The organism is Rhizobium leguminosarum bv. viciae (assembly GCF_012276115.1).
GTDB classification, from domain to species: Bacteria; Pseudomonadota; Alphaproteobacteria; order Rhizobiales; family Rhizobiaceae; genus Rhizobium; species Rhizobium leguminosarum_T.
Genome location: NZ_WIEU01000013.1, coordinates 75,243 through 92,283, shown reverse-complemented (window position 1 = coordinate 92,283; position 17,041 = coordinate 75,243). Strand labels below are relative to the sequence as shown.

The window sequence follows — 17,041 nt, the reverse complement described above, 5'->3', positions numbered from 1 at the left end:
TCGGATTGCTGATTGCAGGAGCGATGCACGGTAAGATGAAACATAATCTACTAAATCGATAGACTATTTAGTTTAATGAAAGTGGCGCTGAGGGAAAATTGTCCTCAAAAGTCGGGCAACCGAAACGATCGCATCCGGCGCGTCGGCACGAGGGTCGATGTATCCAGGCGTGAAAAAGCGCCTGGGACATTCGTCCACGGGCGCTTTGCGGGCCTTGTTTAACCCTGCTCTTGATAAAGGCTTGGCAGAAAACCGCAGTGACCGCCCTTCAGACGCCAAGCCGTCGCGGACGTCGGGATCGCCTTATGTCAGGCAATATGCGGTGCATATTCGTTGGCCGCAAATACGTGATGGTGCACCTTGCCGGTAAAGAGCTGCAGGAGTTCGCCGGTGACCTCGCGGCTCTGCGACCGCACATCGGAGAGAAGTGCAGTGTTCACCGCGTCCATATCGGGATAACGAATGGCGAGCGCCATGACATAGATCGGGGCGCCTTCGTCGCGCTCCATCCCGTCCAGCACCCGGATTTCCTCGGCGCCCGGAAATTTCGTCCAGAGAGGGACGAGCCGCTGCCGCACGAATTGGCGGAATTCCGCTTCTCTGCCGGGATGGATTTCGCCTTCAAACAAAGCATAACGAATGATCATAGGTTCTCTTTTCCAAAACTCGCCGGAGCTGGATCGATGTTGGCGGGCTGTCAGGAGTTCAGGGCATATCGGTCGATACGCCCTGATTGGGAGGGTTATTTGCCCCAGATTTTCTTATACTGATCGCGATAGCCGTTGTCGGGATCGAAGCTGTTCTTCGGTCCACCGTCAAACTCGACATTCTCACTGGTCACCACATGGAGCGGCGACACGTAGCCGGACCATGGCGCTTTCGCAAAGGCGCGGTTCAGTTCGTCGGCGAGCTGCCAGCCCTGGAGGTTGAGCGGCTCGGCAACCGTGACGGCCTGAAACTGCTTGGCGCGGATACGCTGATAGGCGCTCTCCGAACCGTCGCCGGCTGCGACGTTCACCGGCTTTCCGTCGCCGGCAATGCCGGCCGAGGCGAGTGAAGGTCCCATGAAGTCGTAATAGAGGTCGTTGATCGCCAGAGAATGCGTCCACTTCGCGCCATACTTCTGCAGAAGCGATGTGGTCAGCTGCGGCATGCGCTGGGAGGTTTCCGCGATCGGCGTGTCGACATATTCGAGCACCGTACCGCCGAGATCCTCGATCTCCTTCTTCATACGATCGGCCTTGGCAATCGCGATCGCATAGGTGGAGTCGGTAAAGATGATGACGCCCGGCTTACCGGCGGCATCGGCGAAGGCCCAATCCGCCGCAGACTTCGACACTTCCATCGCATCGGTGGTCACGTTTGCGAAGACACCGACTTCGGGAACCGGACCGACCTCCGAGGCGGCGTGCCAGGAAACCATCGGAATGCCGGCAGCCTTCGCCGCTTCCATCGCCGGCTTCTGTTCGACCGCGTCAAAGCCATTGATGATGATGCCATCCGGCTTCAGCGCCATGGCCTGGCCGAAGGCCGCGGTCCGGCCGCCGATCGAGCCGGCGCCGTCAAGCGCCTTTACCGTCCAGCCGAGCGCGCCTGCCGCTTCCTGAACGCCATTGACAACGCCGAGGATGCCACCGTTTTTCATATCGCCGGCAAGAATGACGATGTTCTTTCCGGCAGCGCCCTTGGGGCCGCTCGTCGGGCCATCCCAGGCGCTCACCTTGGAAGCATACTTTTCGACCACGGCTTTGGCGTCGGCCATCGAATCGGCCCATGCCGGCATGCTGAGCATAACGGCGACGGTTGCGACCGTTGCCTGCAATAGTGTTCTGCGCTTCATGTTCACTCCTCCATTTTGTTTGTTATGAAATGCCGGGATAAGCCGGCATCCTCATTTGGATGCGGGTGTGATCCTCCTCACAGCTCCGCGCTTGCGCTGGGCGTAACCTGCTATGCCGATGGCAATCAGCAGGGTCACGCCGTTGAACAGCGGTTCGACGAAGAACGACCCGCCGAATTGCTGAATTCCTGATATTCCGACCGCCAGGATGATGACGCCGATCAAAGTGCCCCAGACGTTCACCCGTCCCGGCTTGATCGTCGTCGATCCGAGGAACGCGCCGACAAGCGCCGGCAGGAGATATTCGAGGCCGACGCTCGCCTGGCCGATGCGCAGCTTCGAGGCGAGAAGGACCCCGGTCAGAGCCGCAAGCAGCCCCGAGGTGACGAATGCGCCGATCACGAATTTACGGACCGGAATGCCATTAAGGGCCGCAGCCTTCGGATTGGCGCCGATGGCGTAGAGGTAACGGCCGATCGGCAGGTATTCGAGCACGATCCACATGCAGACCGCGATCAGGAGCACGTAGAAGCCGGTGATCGGCAGGCCGAACAGCATGGTGCCGTTCAGCGCATAGAAACCATCGGGCAGGACGCCGACCACCTGCCGGCCGCCGGTGTGCCAAAGCGCAAGCGCATAGAGGACCGTTCCGGTGCCGAGCGTCGCGATGAAGCTGTCGATTTTCGCAACCTCGACCAGCAGCCCGTTGATGCAGCCGGTAAGAACACCGAGCGCGAGCACGATGACGACCGCGACCGGCCAGGGCAGGTCGTAGGCCGTCTGCAGGCTGATGGCGAGAATGTGCCAGAGCACGATGCCATAGCCGACGGTCAGATCGATGCGACCCGATGCCATCGGGATCATCGCAGCCAACGATAGAAGCGCAATGATGGCCTTGTCGGACACGATCGAGCGGACGTTCAACACGGTCGGGAAAGTATCCGGCAGAAGGATCGAGAAGATGACAATCAGGCCGACGGTCAGGATCACCAATCCGTACACCGGGATCAGGCGTCCGATCTTCTGTCCAGTGGACAGACCGGCCATTTCGCTCTTGGTCGGCTCCAGCGCCGTGGATTCAATGGATTGCATGGCTGTTCTCCCGATGGCTCAAGCGGCTTCCGATGCGGATGCGGCCGTGATGACCGCCTCCGTCGTCAGAGCGCTTCCAGTCAGTTCGCTGACGATTTTCCCGCGCGAGAAAACCAGCGCGCGGTGGCAGATATGGGCGATTTCCTCGAAGTCCGTCGACACCACGACAACGGCGAGACCGGCCTCGAGCGCCTGGGTGATCAGACGGTAGATTTCGGCACGCGCGCCGATATCGACGCCGGCGGTCGGATCTTCCGCGACCAGCAGCTTGCGGCCGGTCGCCAGCCAGCGGCCGACGACCACTTTCTGCTGGTTGCCGCCCGACAGAGCCTCCACCGGCAGATCCGGGTCGTTCGGCCGCAGGCCGACGGAATGACCGATCTTGTGGGCAAGATCGGCTTCGCCGCGCGGCGACAGGAAGGACAAAAGCCCACGTCCGACGGCTCCTGGATTGAGATAGGTATTTTCCCGAATGGAAAGCGAGAGCGCCACGGATTCCTCCGTCCGGTCACGGGCAATCAAGCCGATGCCCGACGCCATTGCCCCTCGTGGGCTGGAAAGGTCGGGGGCCTCGTCATGCAGGAGAACCGAGCCGTTGAAGGGCTCGCAACCGAACAGGGCGCGGCCGATCCGTTCCTGACCGGCGCCACGCAATCCAGCCAGGCCCAGAAGCTCGCCCTCGCGGATATCGAAGGATATCGGGCTAGTACCGGCGCAGACGAGATCGCGAACCTTGACGATCGCCTTGCCGGGCGTGATCGCCGTCTTGGAAAAGAGGCTGTCGCCGCTGCGGCCGATGATCATCGTCACCAGCTCCTCGGGGGTCGTCTCGCTGACGGGCTTCTGTCCCACCATGCAGCCGTCGCGCAGAACGGCGACCCGATCGGCAATCCGGAAAATCTCGTCGAGCCTGTGGGAGACGTAGATCATGCCGACGCCGCGATCCTTTAAGGGGCGGATCGCATTGAAAAGCCGATCGACTTCATCGGCGGGAAGGCTCGCCGTCGGCTCGTCGAGCACCAGAACGTCGGCTTCGACGGCAAGCGCACGGGCAATGGCGACAAGCGACTTTTCGGTGCGCGACAGCGCCGAGACGCGCGTCGTGGGGTCAAAATCGCAGCCGACCAGTTTCAAGGCTTCCTTGGCGCGCGCCTGTGTCCTGTTCCAATCGATCAGGCCGCGGCGCATCGAGAAACCCTGCGACAGGCCCATGTTCTCGCCGACCGTCATCCACTCGATCAAACCGAGATCCTGGTGGATGAAGGCAACCGGTTGCCGCTCGTTCGGCTTCGGGGGACGATGATGGTAGCTCTGGCCGCGAAACAGGATGTCGCCAGTATCGGGCTTGTAGATGCCCGCAAGCGTCTTGATGAGCGTCGATTTGCCGGCGCCGTTTTCCCCCAGCAGCGCGAGAATTTCGCCCTCGCGCAGATCGATCGAGACGTCCCGCAGCGCTTGCGTGCCGCCGAAGCTCTTGGTGATCGACCGGAACTCCAGCAGTCTCTTGGCTTCCACTGTGGCTCCTCCCAAAGCTGCGGTTGTCATTGCCTGTATGTTATCGATAACATTTATGGATGGTCAAGCAGAAAGATGAGGATCCCAAATTTCCCGGGAAATTGACGTCAGCCGGGCTGAAATCCGTCGAGAAGACGCATCATCTCAGCCGAGTCTCTTGCTCCAAGCCCGGCAGCACAGAGCAGGCGGTGAATCTCGACCACAGAGCCGGTCATCGGCAATGGCGTCTTCGTCTTCAGCGCAAAGGCCTGAAGCGAATCCAGGTCCTTCAACATATTGTCGATTCTGCCTGTCGGCGAGAAATCCCGGGCAGCGAATTTCTCCATGAATTCCTGCATTATCCGATTATCAGCCCTGCCGCCGGCAAGAGCGGCCGGAATGGCGGCCGGATCGACACCGCCGGCTTCGGCGAGCTTGACCGCTTCGGCGACGGCCTGAAACAGCACGGCGCAAAACAGCTGATTGATCAGCTTCGTCGTCTGCCCGGCGCCGGATGCACCCATCAGCGTGTAATTGGCGGCAAGATGCCGCATCACCACGCGCGCCCGTTCGAAATCCTCAGCGCTGCCGCCCGCCATGATCGTCAGGCGTCCGCTCAGCGCACCCGGCACGCCGCCGGAGAGCGGGCAATCCACCCATGCCATGCCCGTTTCCCGACGCAGCCGCATCGCCATGTCGGCCGTCTCGGCCGGGTCGATCGAGGACATGTCGATCAGCACCTTGTCGGCATTTGCCGCCGCCGCAACACCCTTTTCGCCGAAGACGACGGCGCGGACGATATTGGCGTGATTGAGGCTGAGCACGCAAAACGCCGACCGTGAGACCGCGTCCTCCACGGAGCCGGCCGCGCGTGCGCCCCTGGCCTCCAAAGCCGCGACTTTTTCGGTATCCAGGTCGAAGACGGAGACCTTATGCCCGGTCTCGATCAATCGGGTGACGATCGCCGTTCCCATGATGCCGGCACCGATGACGGCGACATCTGCTCTGTAGTCATCCTGCATGATAATCTCCTCCCTTGACGGCCATGCCGCTCAGTCCCTGGCAAGCCAGCGCCACAATATCATCCAACGCATTATCGATCGCCACCGTCACGACATTAGCTTCACCGGTCGGCGGCTCCAGCGTCTGCAGCTGGCTGTCGAGCAGCAGCGCCGGCATGAAATGGCCCTGGCGGGCCTGCATGCGCGACAGCAGCAGATCGCGGGACCCTTCGAGGAAAACAAAGGCGAGATGCCCGTCCGCCGCCTGCCTCAACCTGTCCCGATAACTTCTCTTCAGCGCCGAACAGGAAACCACCAATCCTTGCGACGTTTCTTGCGCGGCCCTTATTTCCTCGCCGATCCGGTCGAGCCAGGGTAGGCGGTCGTCGTCATCAAGCGGTATGCCCTGCGCCATCTTCTCGATATTTCCAGCGGGGTGGAGTTGGTCGCCTTCCAGAAACGGCAGGCCGTTTCGGGCGGCGAGATGCTCTCCAACCGAAGATTTTCCGCAGCCGCTGACGCCCATGACGACGACGGCCAGAAGCGGTGCCTTTCTCTCCAAGTCCATCGTCTCGTCTCTATCAGAGGCAGGTCGTAATGCCGCCGTCGACATAAAGCGTGTGCCCGTTGATGAAGGACGAACCGCGGCCTGACAGGAAAACGGCGGCGCCCACCAGTTCCTCGACATCGCCCCAGCGTCCGGCCGGCGTCCGCTTCTCGAGCCAGGAGGAGAACTCGGGATTGTCGACGAGCGCCTGGTTGAGCGGCGTCTTGAAATAGCCCGGCGCAATCGCGTTGATCTGCAGGCCGTACTTGGCCCAGTCGGCGCACATGCCGCGGGTCAGATTGCGCACCGCACCCTTGGTCGCCGTATAGGGAGCAATGCCGGGGCGCGCCAACTCGCTTTGAACGGAAGCGATGTTGATGATCTTGCCCTGGCCGCGGGCGATCATGGCTTTGGCTGCCGCCTGGCCGACGTAGAAGACGCTCGAAATATTGGTGGTCAGCAGCAGCTCCCATTTGTCCGCCGGAAAATCTTCCAGCGGCGTGCGAAACTGCATACCGGCATTGTTGATCAGGATGTCGAGCGGCCCGATATCGGCTTCGATCGCGTCGATGCCCGCTTTGGCAGCGTCCCTGCCGGTCACATCGAAGATCGCCGCATGGGCAGACAGGCCTTGATCCTTGAGGCTTTCGACCGCGCGGTTGACGGTTTCGGGCGTGCGGCCATTGATGATGACCTCGGCGCCATGCTGCGCCAGGCCTTCGGCCAGGGCATAGCCGATCCCTTGGCTCGAGCCGGTGATCAGGGCACGCCGTCCGGTAAGATCGAACAAGTTCTTCATGTAAATCACTCCTCCGGTCTCGCCGCAGGCGACGGCTTCAACTGCCGCTGACGGTGAAACTCGCTTGACATCCCTCTGTCGAATTATATGTTATCGATAACATAATCAACTGTCAAAATGCGGGATGGAAACGGAATGCCTGAGGTAGAAATCTTGATGGCCGGAGCTTATCCGGAATGGGACATGGTGGATCTGGAGGCGAACTACCGCATCCATCGCCTCTGGGAAGCGACAGACCGGCAGGAGCTGATATCAAGGGTCGGCAAGGATATCCGCGCCATAGCGACCCGCGGCGAACTCGGAGCGTCCGCAGAACTGATGGCGCAATTGCCGAAACTGGAAATCGTCTCCTGTTACGGCGTCGGCACCGACGCCATCGACTTGTCCTATGCGCGCGCCAACGGCATTCGCGTCACGAATACCCCCGATGTGCTGACCGAAGATGTCGCCGATATCGCCATCGGACTGCTGCTTGCGACGGCAAGGCAGATCCCGCAGGCCGATGTTTTGGTCCGCTCCGGCCAGTGGGGCAGTGTCGCCATGCCGCTGGTGACGCGCGTCTCGGGCAAGAAGGTGGGGATCGCCGGCATGGGGCGGATCGGCAAGGCAATCGCCAGAAGGGCTGCCGCGTTCGGCTGCGACATCTCCTATTTCGCTCGCCATGACCACACGGATATTGCTTACACTTACGAGTCCGACCTCATCGCGCTTGCCGCCTGGGCCGATTTTCTGATCGTCATCGTCCCCGGCGGGGAGGCGACCATGAAGATCATCAATGCTGAGGTGCTGGAAGCGCTCGGTCAGAACGGCATCTTGATCAATGTTTCGCGCGGGACCACCGTCGACGAAGAGGCGCTGATCGCAGCCCTTCAAGACCGCACCATCCAGGCGGCGGGCCTTGATGTCTTCCTGAACGAACCCAAGATCGATGCACGTTTCCTGACCCTCCAAAACGTCGTGTTGCAGCCCCATCACGGCTCTGGCACTGTCGAGACCCGCAAGGCCATGGGCCAACTGGTCAGAGACAATCTCGCTGCACATTTTGCAGGTAGCCCGCTTCCAACTCCCGTCGTGTGAGGATCCCCATATGAAAGCCATCGTCATTCATGCCGCCAAGGATCTGAGGATCGAAGAGCGCGAGCCGGAGGTCGCGGGCGCCGGGCAGGTGGAAATTGCCATCGAAGCCGGCGGCATCTGCGGTTCCGACCTGCATTATTACAATCACGGCGGTTTCGGCACCGTTCGCCTGCGCGAACCGATGATCCTTGGCCATGAGATCGCCGGCACGGTCAAGGCACTGGGCTCCGGCGTCGCCGACCTTGCCGTCGGAGACCGGGTTGCGGTGTCTCCGAGCCGGCCGTGCAACCATTGCCAATATTGCCTGAAAGGACAGCAAAACCACTGCCTCAACATGCGGTTTTACGGCAGCGCCATGCCGATGCCGCATATTCAGGGCGGTTTTCGCCAGCGGCTGGTGGCGGAGCGCTGGCAATGCCACAAGGTCACGGACGGCATTTCAATCCATGAGGCCGCCTTTGCCGAACCCTTTGCGGTAACGCTGCATGCGGCAAACCGCGCCGGGTCACTGCTGGGCAAACGGGTGCTGGTCACCGGTTGCGGCCCCATTGGGATGTTGGCGATCGTTGCGGCGCGTGTTCTCGGCGCCCGAGAAATCGTTGCGACCGACGTGACGGACAGCGTTCTGGCCATCGCCCACACAAGCGGCGCCGACCGAACGATCAATGTTGCCACACATGCTTCCGACCTCGCGGCTTACAGCGCTGACAAGGGATATTTCGATGCCATGTTCGAAGCGTCGGGCAATGAGCGGGCCGTGCGTGCGGGCCTGGAGACGCTTAAGCCCCGCGCCGTTCTCGTGCAGCTCGGCCTTGGCGGCGATGTTTCCATTCCGCAGAACATGATCGTTGCGAAGGAAATCGAGATGCGCGGGACATTCCGTTTTCACGAGGAATTTGCGCTGGCCGTCGAACTGATCAACGCGCGCCGCGTCGATCTGAAGCCGCTGCTGACAGGCGTCTTTGGGATCGAAGAGGCCGTTGCCGCCTTCGAACTGGCAGGCGATCGCAGCAAGTCCATGAAGGTCCAGATCGCCTTCTGACCGACTGCATGATCCCTGCAGCCATTCAAAGTGTTACAGCGCCGCGCATCTGAAAAGACGCGTGGCGCGTTGGTCTCAAGCGGTCGGTACGCCGTTCCGGTCCGTGCTTTCGCGCAAGACAACCTTATAGCCGGTCAATGTGATCTCATCGCCGGTCGCCTCGCCGGTATGGAGGGCATCCAGCAGGCGGGCGGCCGCCTGGCGGCCAATGCCATAACAATCGACATTGATGGTGGTGATGCGCGGATGACAGATGGACGAGATCTCGTAATCGCCGAAACCGGCAATGGCGATGTCCCTTGGAACCTTCATTCCCCGGCGCGTGCATTCCATGATGGCGCCGAAGGCGGAAAGATCGGAGACGCAGAGAACCACTTCCGTGTCCGGCCAGCGCTCCAGCAGGCTGACGATCGCCTGGCCGCCCTGTTCCATCGTGATGGGCGGGACGCCGAAGGAAATCATCCGTCCTGGTCCGAGGCCCAGTTCTTCGACAGTCTTCTGGAAGCCGCTGCGCCGCTGGCTGCCGCGCGTATCGCGCGCCGTCGTTCCTCCGATATAGCCGAACTTCCGATATCCCTGGCTGGCAAGCGTCCGCACCAGCAAGGCCATCGCCTCGCTGTTGGAAAAGCCGACGACATGATTGATCGGATCTTCCGGAAGTTCCCAGGTCTCGACAACGGGAATGCCGGCTTTTGCCAGCATGCGCCGTGCGCGCGCCGTGTGCGAGCCCCCGGTCAGGATGATGCCTTCCGGCCGGCGGCGCAGCATCGCCTCGATCAGCTCTTCTTCCTTCTCCGCCGAATAATCGGTATAGCCGAGAAGAAGCTGAAGGCCGGTATTCTGCAGCGCATCGGTCATGCCGCGCGCGGTGTCGGAAAAATTCGAATTGTTGATTGAGGGCACCAGCGCGGCGATGAAGCCGCTCCGCCTTGATGAAAGACTGCCGGCCGACAGATCGAGCACATAGCCGAGTGCGTCGACGGCCTCCATGATGCGCTTCCGGGTCTCCTCGGAAACGCTCGCATCCTGGCGGAAGGCACGCGAAACGGTCATGGCGGAGACGCCGACATATTTGGCGACCTCCGCCATCGTCAGCTTTTGAGCGTCTCCCGGCTTTAGACGCTTGTCTTTCGGCTCATCCTCGTTTTTCACTGGTCTCCGCTTCCACAAAGCTTCCGAGTTGGCAGTTCAAGACACGATAAAGTTATCGCTATCATCGTACAATCGATATTATTGCAGATTCCAGGGGCATTTTCGCAAAGGTCGGCAGATCGCTATCTGTACGAAGCCATCAGAGCGCGGCAAGATGATATCGATAACAATTTCAGGAAATGGAGGAGCATCATGTTCGGGCAAATTGACGGGACGAGGTTTGAGGTTCTCGACCCGCGTTTCGAAAGCTGCTTCGTCGGTCACGCCCGCGTCGAGCGGCTTTGGACGGGCGGGCGCTGGCTGGAGGGACCGGCCTGGTTTGCGGCCGGGCGATATCTGGTTTTTTCGGATATCCCCAACAACCGGATGATGCGCTACGACGACACCAGCGGGCATGCATCGGTCTTCCGCTCGCCCAGCAACAATTCGAATGGCAACACTGTCGACAATCAGGGCCGGCTGATCACCTGCGAGCACCTGACGCGCCGTGTCACGCGCACGGATTTCGATGGCAGGATCACCGTTCTGGCCGAGCGAATTGCAGGCAAGCGTCTCAATTCTCCGAACGACGTCACCGTCAAATCCGATGGGATCATCTGGTTCACCGACCCGAGCTACGGCATCCTCCACGACTACGAGGGCGACTATGGCGAGGCGGAAATCGGCGGATGCCACGTCTATCGGCATGATCCGGCAACAGGCACGACCGATCAGGTGACGTCCGATTTCGTCAAGCCGAACGGACTGGCTTTTTCCCCGGATGAGACGTTGCTCTACATTGCCGACACCGGGGCAACGCACCTGCCCGGCGGTCCGCGTCACATCAGAAAGCTCGCAGTCTCGAATGAGGGAAGGTTGAGCGATCTCGGCGTTTTCGCAGAATGTACCTCAGGCCTGTTCGATGGCTTTCGCGTCGACCGGAAAGGCCGGATATGGACGAGCGCCGGCGATGGTGTGCACGCTTACGATCCGGATGGCACTTTGATCGGCAAGATCCATATTCCCGAGGGCGTCTCCAACGTTGCTTTCGGCGGCGAGAAATTGAATCGCCTCTTCATTACCGCGAGCACGTCTCTCTATGCTGTTTATCTCACCGCCAACGGGTCGAGACCGGGATAATCACCAAGCAGAGGCCGCCCTTTTGGGACGGCCTCAGCTTGGTGCAGTTTTGTGCCTCTTGCCTCATCGTTGACTGAGGCCGTCCGCCAGCCTGATGAGACCGAGGAAATCCGACCTGTAACCGAAGGTATCAGTGCCTCGCGATGCCGCGGCGAGATCGGCGATCGCCCGATAGGAATAGGCGTCGACGGCCGCGACATGGCTGAGTTTCTGGCCGAAGGCTGCGACGGCCACCGAGAACCGGACATCCTGCGGCGCGGCTTCGACAGTGGCGACCGCGTTGCCGTCGTTGACAGGCGTGGTGATAAGGGCGCTCTTGTCCTCGCCTGGCCGCTTGTAGCGCATCTTGACGAAGGCAAGCTCGCCGTGATGGGCGCTGTCGGAGGCCTCGGCCGGCACTTGATCGGCTGCGCCGTACCGCAGGTCGTCATTCATCACTGCTGGACTTCCCTTGGGCGTAATTTCGTAAATCGCCGTGACGCTGTGGCCGGAGCCGATATCGCCGGCGTCGACACGGTCATTGTTGAAATCCTCGCGGTTCAGCGCCCGCGTCTCGTAGCCGATCAGCCGGTATTCGGCGATCCGTTCGGAGTTGAACTCGACCTGGAACTTGACGTCGCTGGCGATCGGAAACAGCGTCGATCCGGCTTCTTCGACCAGCGTCTTCTGTGCCTCGGCCAAGGTATCGATATAGGCGGCACTGCCATTGCCGTTCTGGGCGAGCGTCTGCATCAGGGAATCGTTGAGATTGCCCCGCCCAAAGCCGAGCACGGTCAGGAAGATACCGTCCTTGCGTCTTTCTTCGATGACGCGCTTCAAGTCCTCGTCGCTCGACGGACCGACATTGAAATCGCCATCCGTCGCCAGCATCACCCGGTTGACGCCGTCCTTGACGAAGGCCTGCTTGGCAAGATCGTAGGCCGCCTCGATGCCTTCGGCGCCACCGGTCGAGCCTCCGGGCTCCAGTCCGTCGATCGCCGACAGGATCTTCGATTTCTCCGCCACGCGTGTCGGCGTCAGCACCGTCCCGGCATTGCCGGCATAGGTGACGATCGAGACGGTATCGTCGGGTTTCAGCCTGTTGACCAGCAGCCGGAAGGCGCTCTTCAGCAGCGGCAGCTTGTCCGGCTCGTCCATAGAGCCCGACACGTCGATCAGGAAGACCAGATTTGCATGCGGCGTGGTCGCCGGCGCGATGTCATAACCCTTGATCGCCACATGCATCAATTCCGTGTCGTGGTTCCACGGCGTCGGCATGACAGTCACGGTCGCCTTGAAAGGCTGGTCGGCATTATCAGGACCCGGCCAGTCATAGGGAAAATAATTGATCATCTCCTCGACGCGAACCGATTGCGGATCGGGCATCGCCCCGCCTGTCAACGACCGGCGGACGAAGGAATAGGACGCGCTGTCGACATCGGCGGAGAAGGTCGAGACCGGATCCGTCGCGACGCTCTTGATCGGATTGGCCGCAGCATTGGCAAACCGCTCGCGGTTGGGATCGAGCTGAATCTGCACACGCCCCTCCGCAGGCGGCACAGGCGAGGGAGCAACGGCGGCCATCGGTTCGGCCAACTGCTGCTGGGGAACGATGCCGGGAGCGGCAGGCACGGAGCGTTTGGCCCCTCCGAGTGCAGCGGCAGAACCTTCCGATTTATTCAGGAGAGTGGATATCTCGTCGGCGCTGAAATCAGGGAGCTGCGACGCAGCCGATTTCGCGGCGGCTTGCTGTTCCTTGTCCCGCAAAGCTGGCGCGCTGTCAGCAGCGGGTTGTTCGGCAAGTCCGCTCGTTTCGGGGGTTGCCGGCCGAAGCTGAGGCACAACCGTAGTGGGTTTCGCAGACTGGCGCGCCGTTTCGCCGATCGGTTTCGGCGCATTATTCTTCGAAAGGTTGCCGGCGATCTCGGTCTGGTCGGTGATCGGCAATCCGTTGCGGGTCAGTTCGATCGCGAGATAACCGGCGGCGGGGATGACGAGCAGTGTCGCAAGGGCTGAACCGGCGAGGAATTTCTTGTTCATGGCAGGGCTCCATATCCAGTTGATGATGGAGCTTTGACGCCAGCCTTTCGCATTTCCTTGGGCAGCCGGCGTATTATTTTCTGCGGTGTCGAAGGCCTGCATCGCGACAGCAAGCGCACGCGCGCGCGCCTCCGCCGTCGCGGCCGGCGGTGTCAGGCGGGAGAGCTTTTCGAGTTCCTTGTCCACGGTCATACCTCTTCCTTGCCGAGCACGGCCTTCAGCCTCTTGCGCGCCTCATGAACCTGCCAGGACACGGTCGCTTCCGAGCAACCCATGACATCAGCGGCGGCAGAATGGCTGAGACCTTCGCCGTAAACGAGCAGCACGGCGTCGCATTGCCTTTCCGGCAAGGCGCGCACGGCTGCCCATAATTCGCTCGATAGCTCGTCGTCATTTCCATCAGGCGCATCCTGCTGCGGTTCGGCGGCGTAGGCGCGGAATGTCTGCTCCTCTCGGGCAAGCTTGCGTCTATGGTCGCGGGCAGCGTTGAGCGTCAGCGTATAGAGCCATGTCCTGAAGCGGCTGGCGCCGCGAAAGCTGCGGATCGCCGCGCCGAGCTTGACGCAGACCTCCTGGGCGATGTCGTCGGCATCAGTGGAACTGCCCGACCAGCGCCACGCCGTCGCATGGACGAATTCATAATGGCGCGACACCAGTTGCCCAAAGGCCTCCCGGTCGCCGCCCTGCGCTCGTTCTATGAGCTCCGCGTCCAATGCCGCACCTACCCCATGCTACCAAGCAAGATGCTATTTCGAGATTGAGACGTTTCTCGGATGGCTTTCCTTGGGTCGATGCCGAAAAAATTATCTGATATTTTGAAAGCCGCGACATTCATGGGTCGCGGCCAGACAGATCGTCCCCGTAACGAAGGCGCATGATGAGGACAAAGTCGGCCAAGGACATGATCTATCATGTCCCAAATCGCGAAAGGACCTCCATGTCCGGTCAACCGCCTGCCCCTACCGAGAAGGGCATCCTGCAGTTTCTGGCGATTTGCGATGCCTTCTATCCGCCAGACGCCGTTCAAGGATCGATCGAACAGCAGCGACATTGGTACGACGCTCTTTGCGCGCGCTTTGACCGCCCGCTGCCCCCGGAGATGATCTTTGCGGACGGCATGCTCCAGCGCATACCGATCCGGCGCTACCGTCCGCGGAAAATCAGCACGCGGACCGTTCTACTCTATCTTCATGGCGGCGGCTTCGTTGTCGGTTCGCTCGAGAGCCATCATGCCATCTGCGCCGAGATCGCCGATTTTGCCGGCGCGGAACTTGTTTCGGTCGATTACCGGCTGGCCCCTGAATATCGCTGGCCGGCGCAGACGGATGACGGCTTTACCGTGTTGAAGCATCTGCTTTCCGCCAACAGCAAGGTCGTGCTGATCGGCGACAGCGCCGGCGGCAATCTGGCGGCGGGCCTTGCATTGCGCGCGCGCGACGAGGGCCTGCCCGGCGTCGTCGGCCAAGTCCTGATCTATCCGACGCTCAGCGGGAACCTCGATGCGGGCTCCTATACCGAAATGGCCGCAGCGCCGGGACTGACGACGACCGATGTCGCCTATTATCGCGAGATGCTGCAGGCACCCGCAAGCAACGAGATTGCCGAGCCGCTGCAGGCATCCTCGCTTGCAGGACTGCCGCCGGCCTTCATCACGGTCGCGCATTTCGATCCGCTCCGAGACGACGGCCGGCACTATGCCGCCCGGCTCGCCGCGGAGGGCGTCGAAGTCTGGTTCAGAGAGGAGCCACAGATGGTGCATGCGTGGCTGCGCGCCCGCCACATGAGCGATGGCGCCCGCGACGGCTTCCGTGCCGTCTGCGAGGCCATAAGGCGTTTCGCAGCAGCGTGACGCTCACATCAGGTCGCGCGCGATCCGCTTTTCCGCAAAGACCTTTTCGAAGATCTGCACGTCATCCTCGAAGGCAGTGACCACAGCGCTGATGACCCACTCGGTCCGGGTGCAGGCAATCCGCGCGGTCGCGACCGTGCGGGCGAACCAGCCGGGGCGGCGCATGTCGCAGGTCCAGGTCGAGGTCCCGGTCATCGATAGCGGATCACCGGGTGAAATCGACCAGACTTCCTCCCGCAATTGCCGGGTCGAGAGACCTGTCTCAGGGTGTTCGGTGAGCCCGGTATCCTCGTGGATGTGATACTCCGTCCGGGCGGTCGAGAGATCGCGGACGACCTGCCGCTTCGTCGCGGCGGCAGCATGCTCGATGTATTTCGGCAGCGGATCGGGATTGGCCGGCTCCTTGATGTCGATCCGCTGGTGCTCGCCGAGCATCGGCAGCCCCAGGCCGAGTGCCGCGATATCGATGTCGATCCCTTCGTCAACGGGCGGCGGCAGGATCATCGGCCAATATGCGGTGGACAACGAAAGGCGGATGCAATGCCCCTTGCGGAAGCGATAACCGCAGGCATCGAGCACGAGCCGGATCGGCACCGTCTCGCCTGGTGTCAGCGGCTTGGGATCGGCATTGCCGTCGCGGTGGGTAAGATTGACGACGCCGAAGGCGACACGCGTTGCCGTGCCATCCGGATGGACATCGACGAGCCGGGCGCAGAGATTTCCGGTTGCCGCCCGGGAGCGCAGCGCAAGTGTCAGCACCGGCCGGCCGAGATAGTCGTGATCCCTCGCGAGCGGCATCGTATCGAAGACCAGCGAGCCGGCATCGTCCGAGCGTTGATCGATCGCCATTTCCGCGTCGGGTTTCAGCGTGAAATATTCACCCGATGCCGTCCCGGTGTCGAGCGGAGAGCGGAGATAGACGGGATGTTCGGGCGCGTGCGGGATCGGCATGCCTTCCGTCAGCTTGCCGAACTGCTCGACATAGAAGCACTGCATCTGCGGCGGCGACCAGACATCCCTCGCGATCCAGAAACCCGGATCGCTGTCGCGTCGCGGGGCAGGGCGGATGGCATCGAGAATATAGGCGCGGGCCTGTGGCAGCCTGTCGATCCCATTGTCCTCGCCCCGCAGCCATTTGTTCCACCAGGCAATTGCCTCGCCATGAAAATCGGTGCGCGGCTTCGGCCAGGCGAAATGCGGATATTTGTGGACCCAGGGACCGATCAGCGCCTTCGCCTTGTCGCCCAGGCCTTCGACCGCCATCAGAGGGGTATTGCGGTAGCCGTCAGCCCAGCCGGCGATGACAAGCGTCGGGATTTCCACGCTCGAAAAATCCTCTGAGATCGAGCCGTGACGCCAGAAATCGTCGCGCCGCTGGTGGGCCAGCCACTCCTCCATGAAGAAGGGCTCGCCTGCCAGGCGTTCCAGCCACATTTCTCTCCAGCGCTCGCCGACAACCGCGGGATCTGGCGGCCGCGACTGGTAGCCGAGCATTGTCGCCGCCCATGAGAGCTGAGCGGAGAGATGGCAGCCGTTCTTGTAGTGGATGTCGTCGTTATATCGGTCGACGGTCGAGGCGATCGAGATGACGGCCTTCAGCGCCGGCGGGCGCAATGCTGCGACCTGCAGGCTGTTGAAGCCGCCCCAGGAGATGCCCATCATGCCGACCGAGCCGTTCGACCATGGCTGCGCGGCAATCCAGGCGATCAGCTCGCAGGCATTGGCAAGCTCGCATTCGGTATATTCGCCGTCGATGACGCCGTCGGATTCTCCGGATCCGCGGATATCGACACGTACGCCGGCAATGCCTGCCGCCGCGAACACCGGATAGGTCGACTCGTCCCGCAGACTGGTTCCGTCCCGCTTGCGATAGGGCAGGAATTCGAAAACGGCGGGAACGGGATCTTCGCTGGCGCCATCCGGCATCCAGATGCGCGCGGCAAGCCGCGTCCCATCCTTCAGCGTGATCCATTCATTCTCGATGGTGGTGAAGCCGCGCGAGGTCATGCT

Annotated in this window: 15 protein-coding genes; 4 read left to right on the top strand and 11 right to left on the bottom strand. The window is 61.5% G+C overall.

Annotated features, from left to right (window positions below):
- Positions 1 to 308: 308 nt before the first annotated feature.
- The 7 genes from GFM02_RS21955 to GFM02_RS21925 all read right to left on the bottom strand — a co-directional run bounded on the left by GFM02_RS21955 (position 309) and on the right by GFM02_RS21925 (position 6,773).
- Entirely contained in the window at positions 309 to 647 is a 339-nt protein-coding gene (locus GFM02_RS21955) for a hypothetical protein (protein WP_168269301.1), read from the bottom strand.
- Positions 648 to 742: 95 nt separating this feature from the next.
- Positions 743 to 1,840, bottom strand: a complete 1,098-nt coding sequence (locus GFM02_RS21950; protein ID WP_168269303.1) for an ABC transporter substrate-binding protein — start codon at positions 1,838 to 1,840, stop codon at positions 743 to 745.
- A 51-nt stretch (positions 1,841 to 1,891) separates the two neighbouring features.
- Positions 1,892 to 2,932: an ABC transporter permease gene (locus GFM02_RS21945; protein WP_168269305.1), complete on the bottom strand. Its 1,041-nt coding sequence runs from the start codon at positions 2,930 to 2,932 to the stop codon at positions 1,892 to 1,894.
- An 18-nt stretch (positions 2,933 to 2,950) separates the two neighbouring features.
- A complete protein-coding gene (locus GFM02_RS21940; RefSeq protein WP_168269307.1) occupies positions 2,951 to 4,447 on the bottom strand; it encodes an ATP-binding cassette domain-containing protein in 1,497 nt (498 codons plus the stop codon).
- 107 nt (positions 4,448 to 4,554) lie between these two features.
- The gene (locus GFM02_RS21935; protein WP_168269309.1) at positions 4,555 to 5,448 is read right to left on the bottom strand and encodes an NAD(P)-dependent oxidoreductase; all 894 of its coding nucleotides are present in this window, start codon (positions 5,446 to 5,448) and stop codon (positions 4,555 to 4,557) included.
- On the bottom strand, positions 5,438 to 5,995 hold the full coding sequence (locus tag GFM02_RS21930) for a gluconokinase (protein WP_168269311.1): 558 nt from the start codon (positions 5,993 to 5,995) through the stop codon (positions 5,438 to 5,440). Before GFM02_RS21930 ends, GFM02_RS21935 begins: the two co-directional genes overlap by 11 nt.
- Before the next feature lie 13 nt (positions 5,996 to 6,008).
- Positions 6,009 to 6,773, bottom strand: a complete 765-nt coding sequence (locus GFM02_RS21925) for an SDR family oxidoreductase (protein ID WP_168269314.1) — start codon at positions 6,771 to 6,773, stop codon at positions 6,009 to 6,011.
- 135 nt (positions 6,774 to 6,908) lie between these two features.
- Between GFM02_RS21925 and GFM02_RS21920 the strand changes: the two genes are divergently transcribed.
- Positions 6,909 to 7,850, top strand: coding sequence for a 2-hydroxyacid dehydrogenase (locus tag GFM02_RS21920; RefSeq protein WP_168269316.1), 942 nt, complete (start codon positions 6,909 to 6,911; stop codon positions 7,848 to 7,850).
- A 10-nt stretch (positions 7,851 to 7,860) separates the two neighbouring features.
- Positions 7,861 to 8,892 (top strand): L-idonate 5-dehydrogenase, encoded by a 1,032-nt coding sequence (locus tag GFM02_RS21915; protein WP_168269318.1) that lies wholly within the window; start codon positions 7,861 to 7,863, stop codon positions 8,890 to 8,892.
- A gap of 75 nt (positions 8,893 to 8,967) precedes the next feature.
- Here the strand turns inward: GFM02_RS21915 and GFM02_RS21910 are convergent, their stop codons facing one another.
- The gene (locus tag GFM02_RS21910; RefSeq protein ID WP_168303930.1) at positions 8,968 to 10,044 is read right to left on the bottom strand and encodes a LacI family DNA-binding transcriptional regulator; all 1,077 of its coding nucleotides are present in this window, start codon (positions 10,042 to 10,044) and stop codon (positions 8,968 to 8,970) included.
- A gap of 192 nt (positions 10,045 to 10,236) precedes the next feature.
- On the opposite strand from GFM02_RS21910, the gene GFM02_RS21905 reads away from it, so the two are divergent.
- Positions 10,237 to 11,163 carry an SMP-30/gluconolactonase/LRE family protein gene (locus tag GFM02_RS21905; protein WP_168269322.1) on the top strand — a complete coding sequence of 309 codons (927 nt, stop codon included), beginning with the start codon at positions 10,237 to 10,239 and terminating at the stop codon, positions 11,161 to 11,163.
- A 63-nt stretch (positions 11,164 to 11,226) separates the two neighbouring features.
- Here the strand turns inward: GFM02_RS21905 and GFM02_RS21900 are convergent, their stop codons facing one another.
- Entirely contained in the window at positions 11,227 to 13,374 is a 2,148-nt protein-coding gene (locus tag GFM02_RS21900; RefSeq protein WP_168269324.1) for a vWA domain-containing protein, read from the bottom strand.
- Positions 13,371 to 13,895 carry an RNA polymerase sigma factor gene (locus GFM02_RS21895; protein ID WP_168269326.1) on the bottom strand — a complete coding sequence of 175 codons (525 nt, stop codon included), beginning with the start codon at positions 13,893 to 13,895 and terminating at the stop codon, positions 13,371 to 13,373. Before GFM02_RS21895 ends, GFM02_RS21900 begins: the two co-directional genes overlap by 4 nt.
- 224 nt (positions 13,896 to 14,119) lie before the next feature.
- Between GFM02_RS21895 and GFM02_RS21890 the strand changes: the two genes are divergently transcribed.
- Complete coding sequence (locus GFM02_RS21890) at positions 14,120 to 15,031, top strand: alpha/beta hydrolase (protein ID WP_168269688.1); 912 nt, start codon at positions 14,120 to 14,122, stop codon at positions 15,029 to 15,031.
- 3 nt (positions 15,032 to 15,034) lie between these two features.
- Here GFM02_RS21890 and GFM02_RS21885 read toward each other — a convergent pair whose 3' ends face one another.
- Complete coding sequence (locus tag GFM02_RS21885) at positions 15,035 to 17,038, bottom strand: CocE/NonD family hydrolase (RefSeq protein ID WP_168269328.1); 2,004 nt, start codon at positions 17,036 to 17,038, stop codon at positions 15,035 to 15,037.
- Between the last annotated feature and the right edge of the window lie 3 nt (positions 17,039 to 17,041).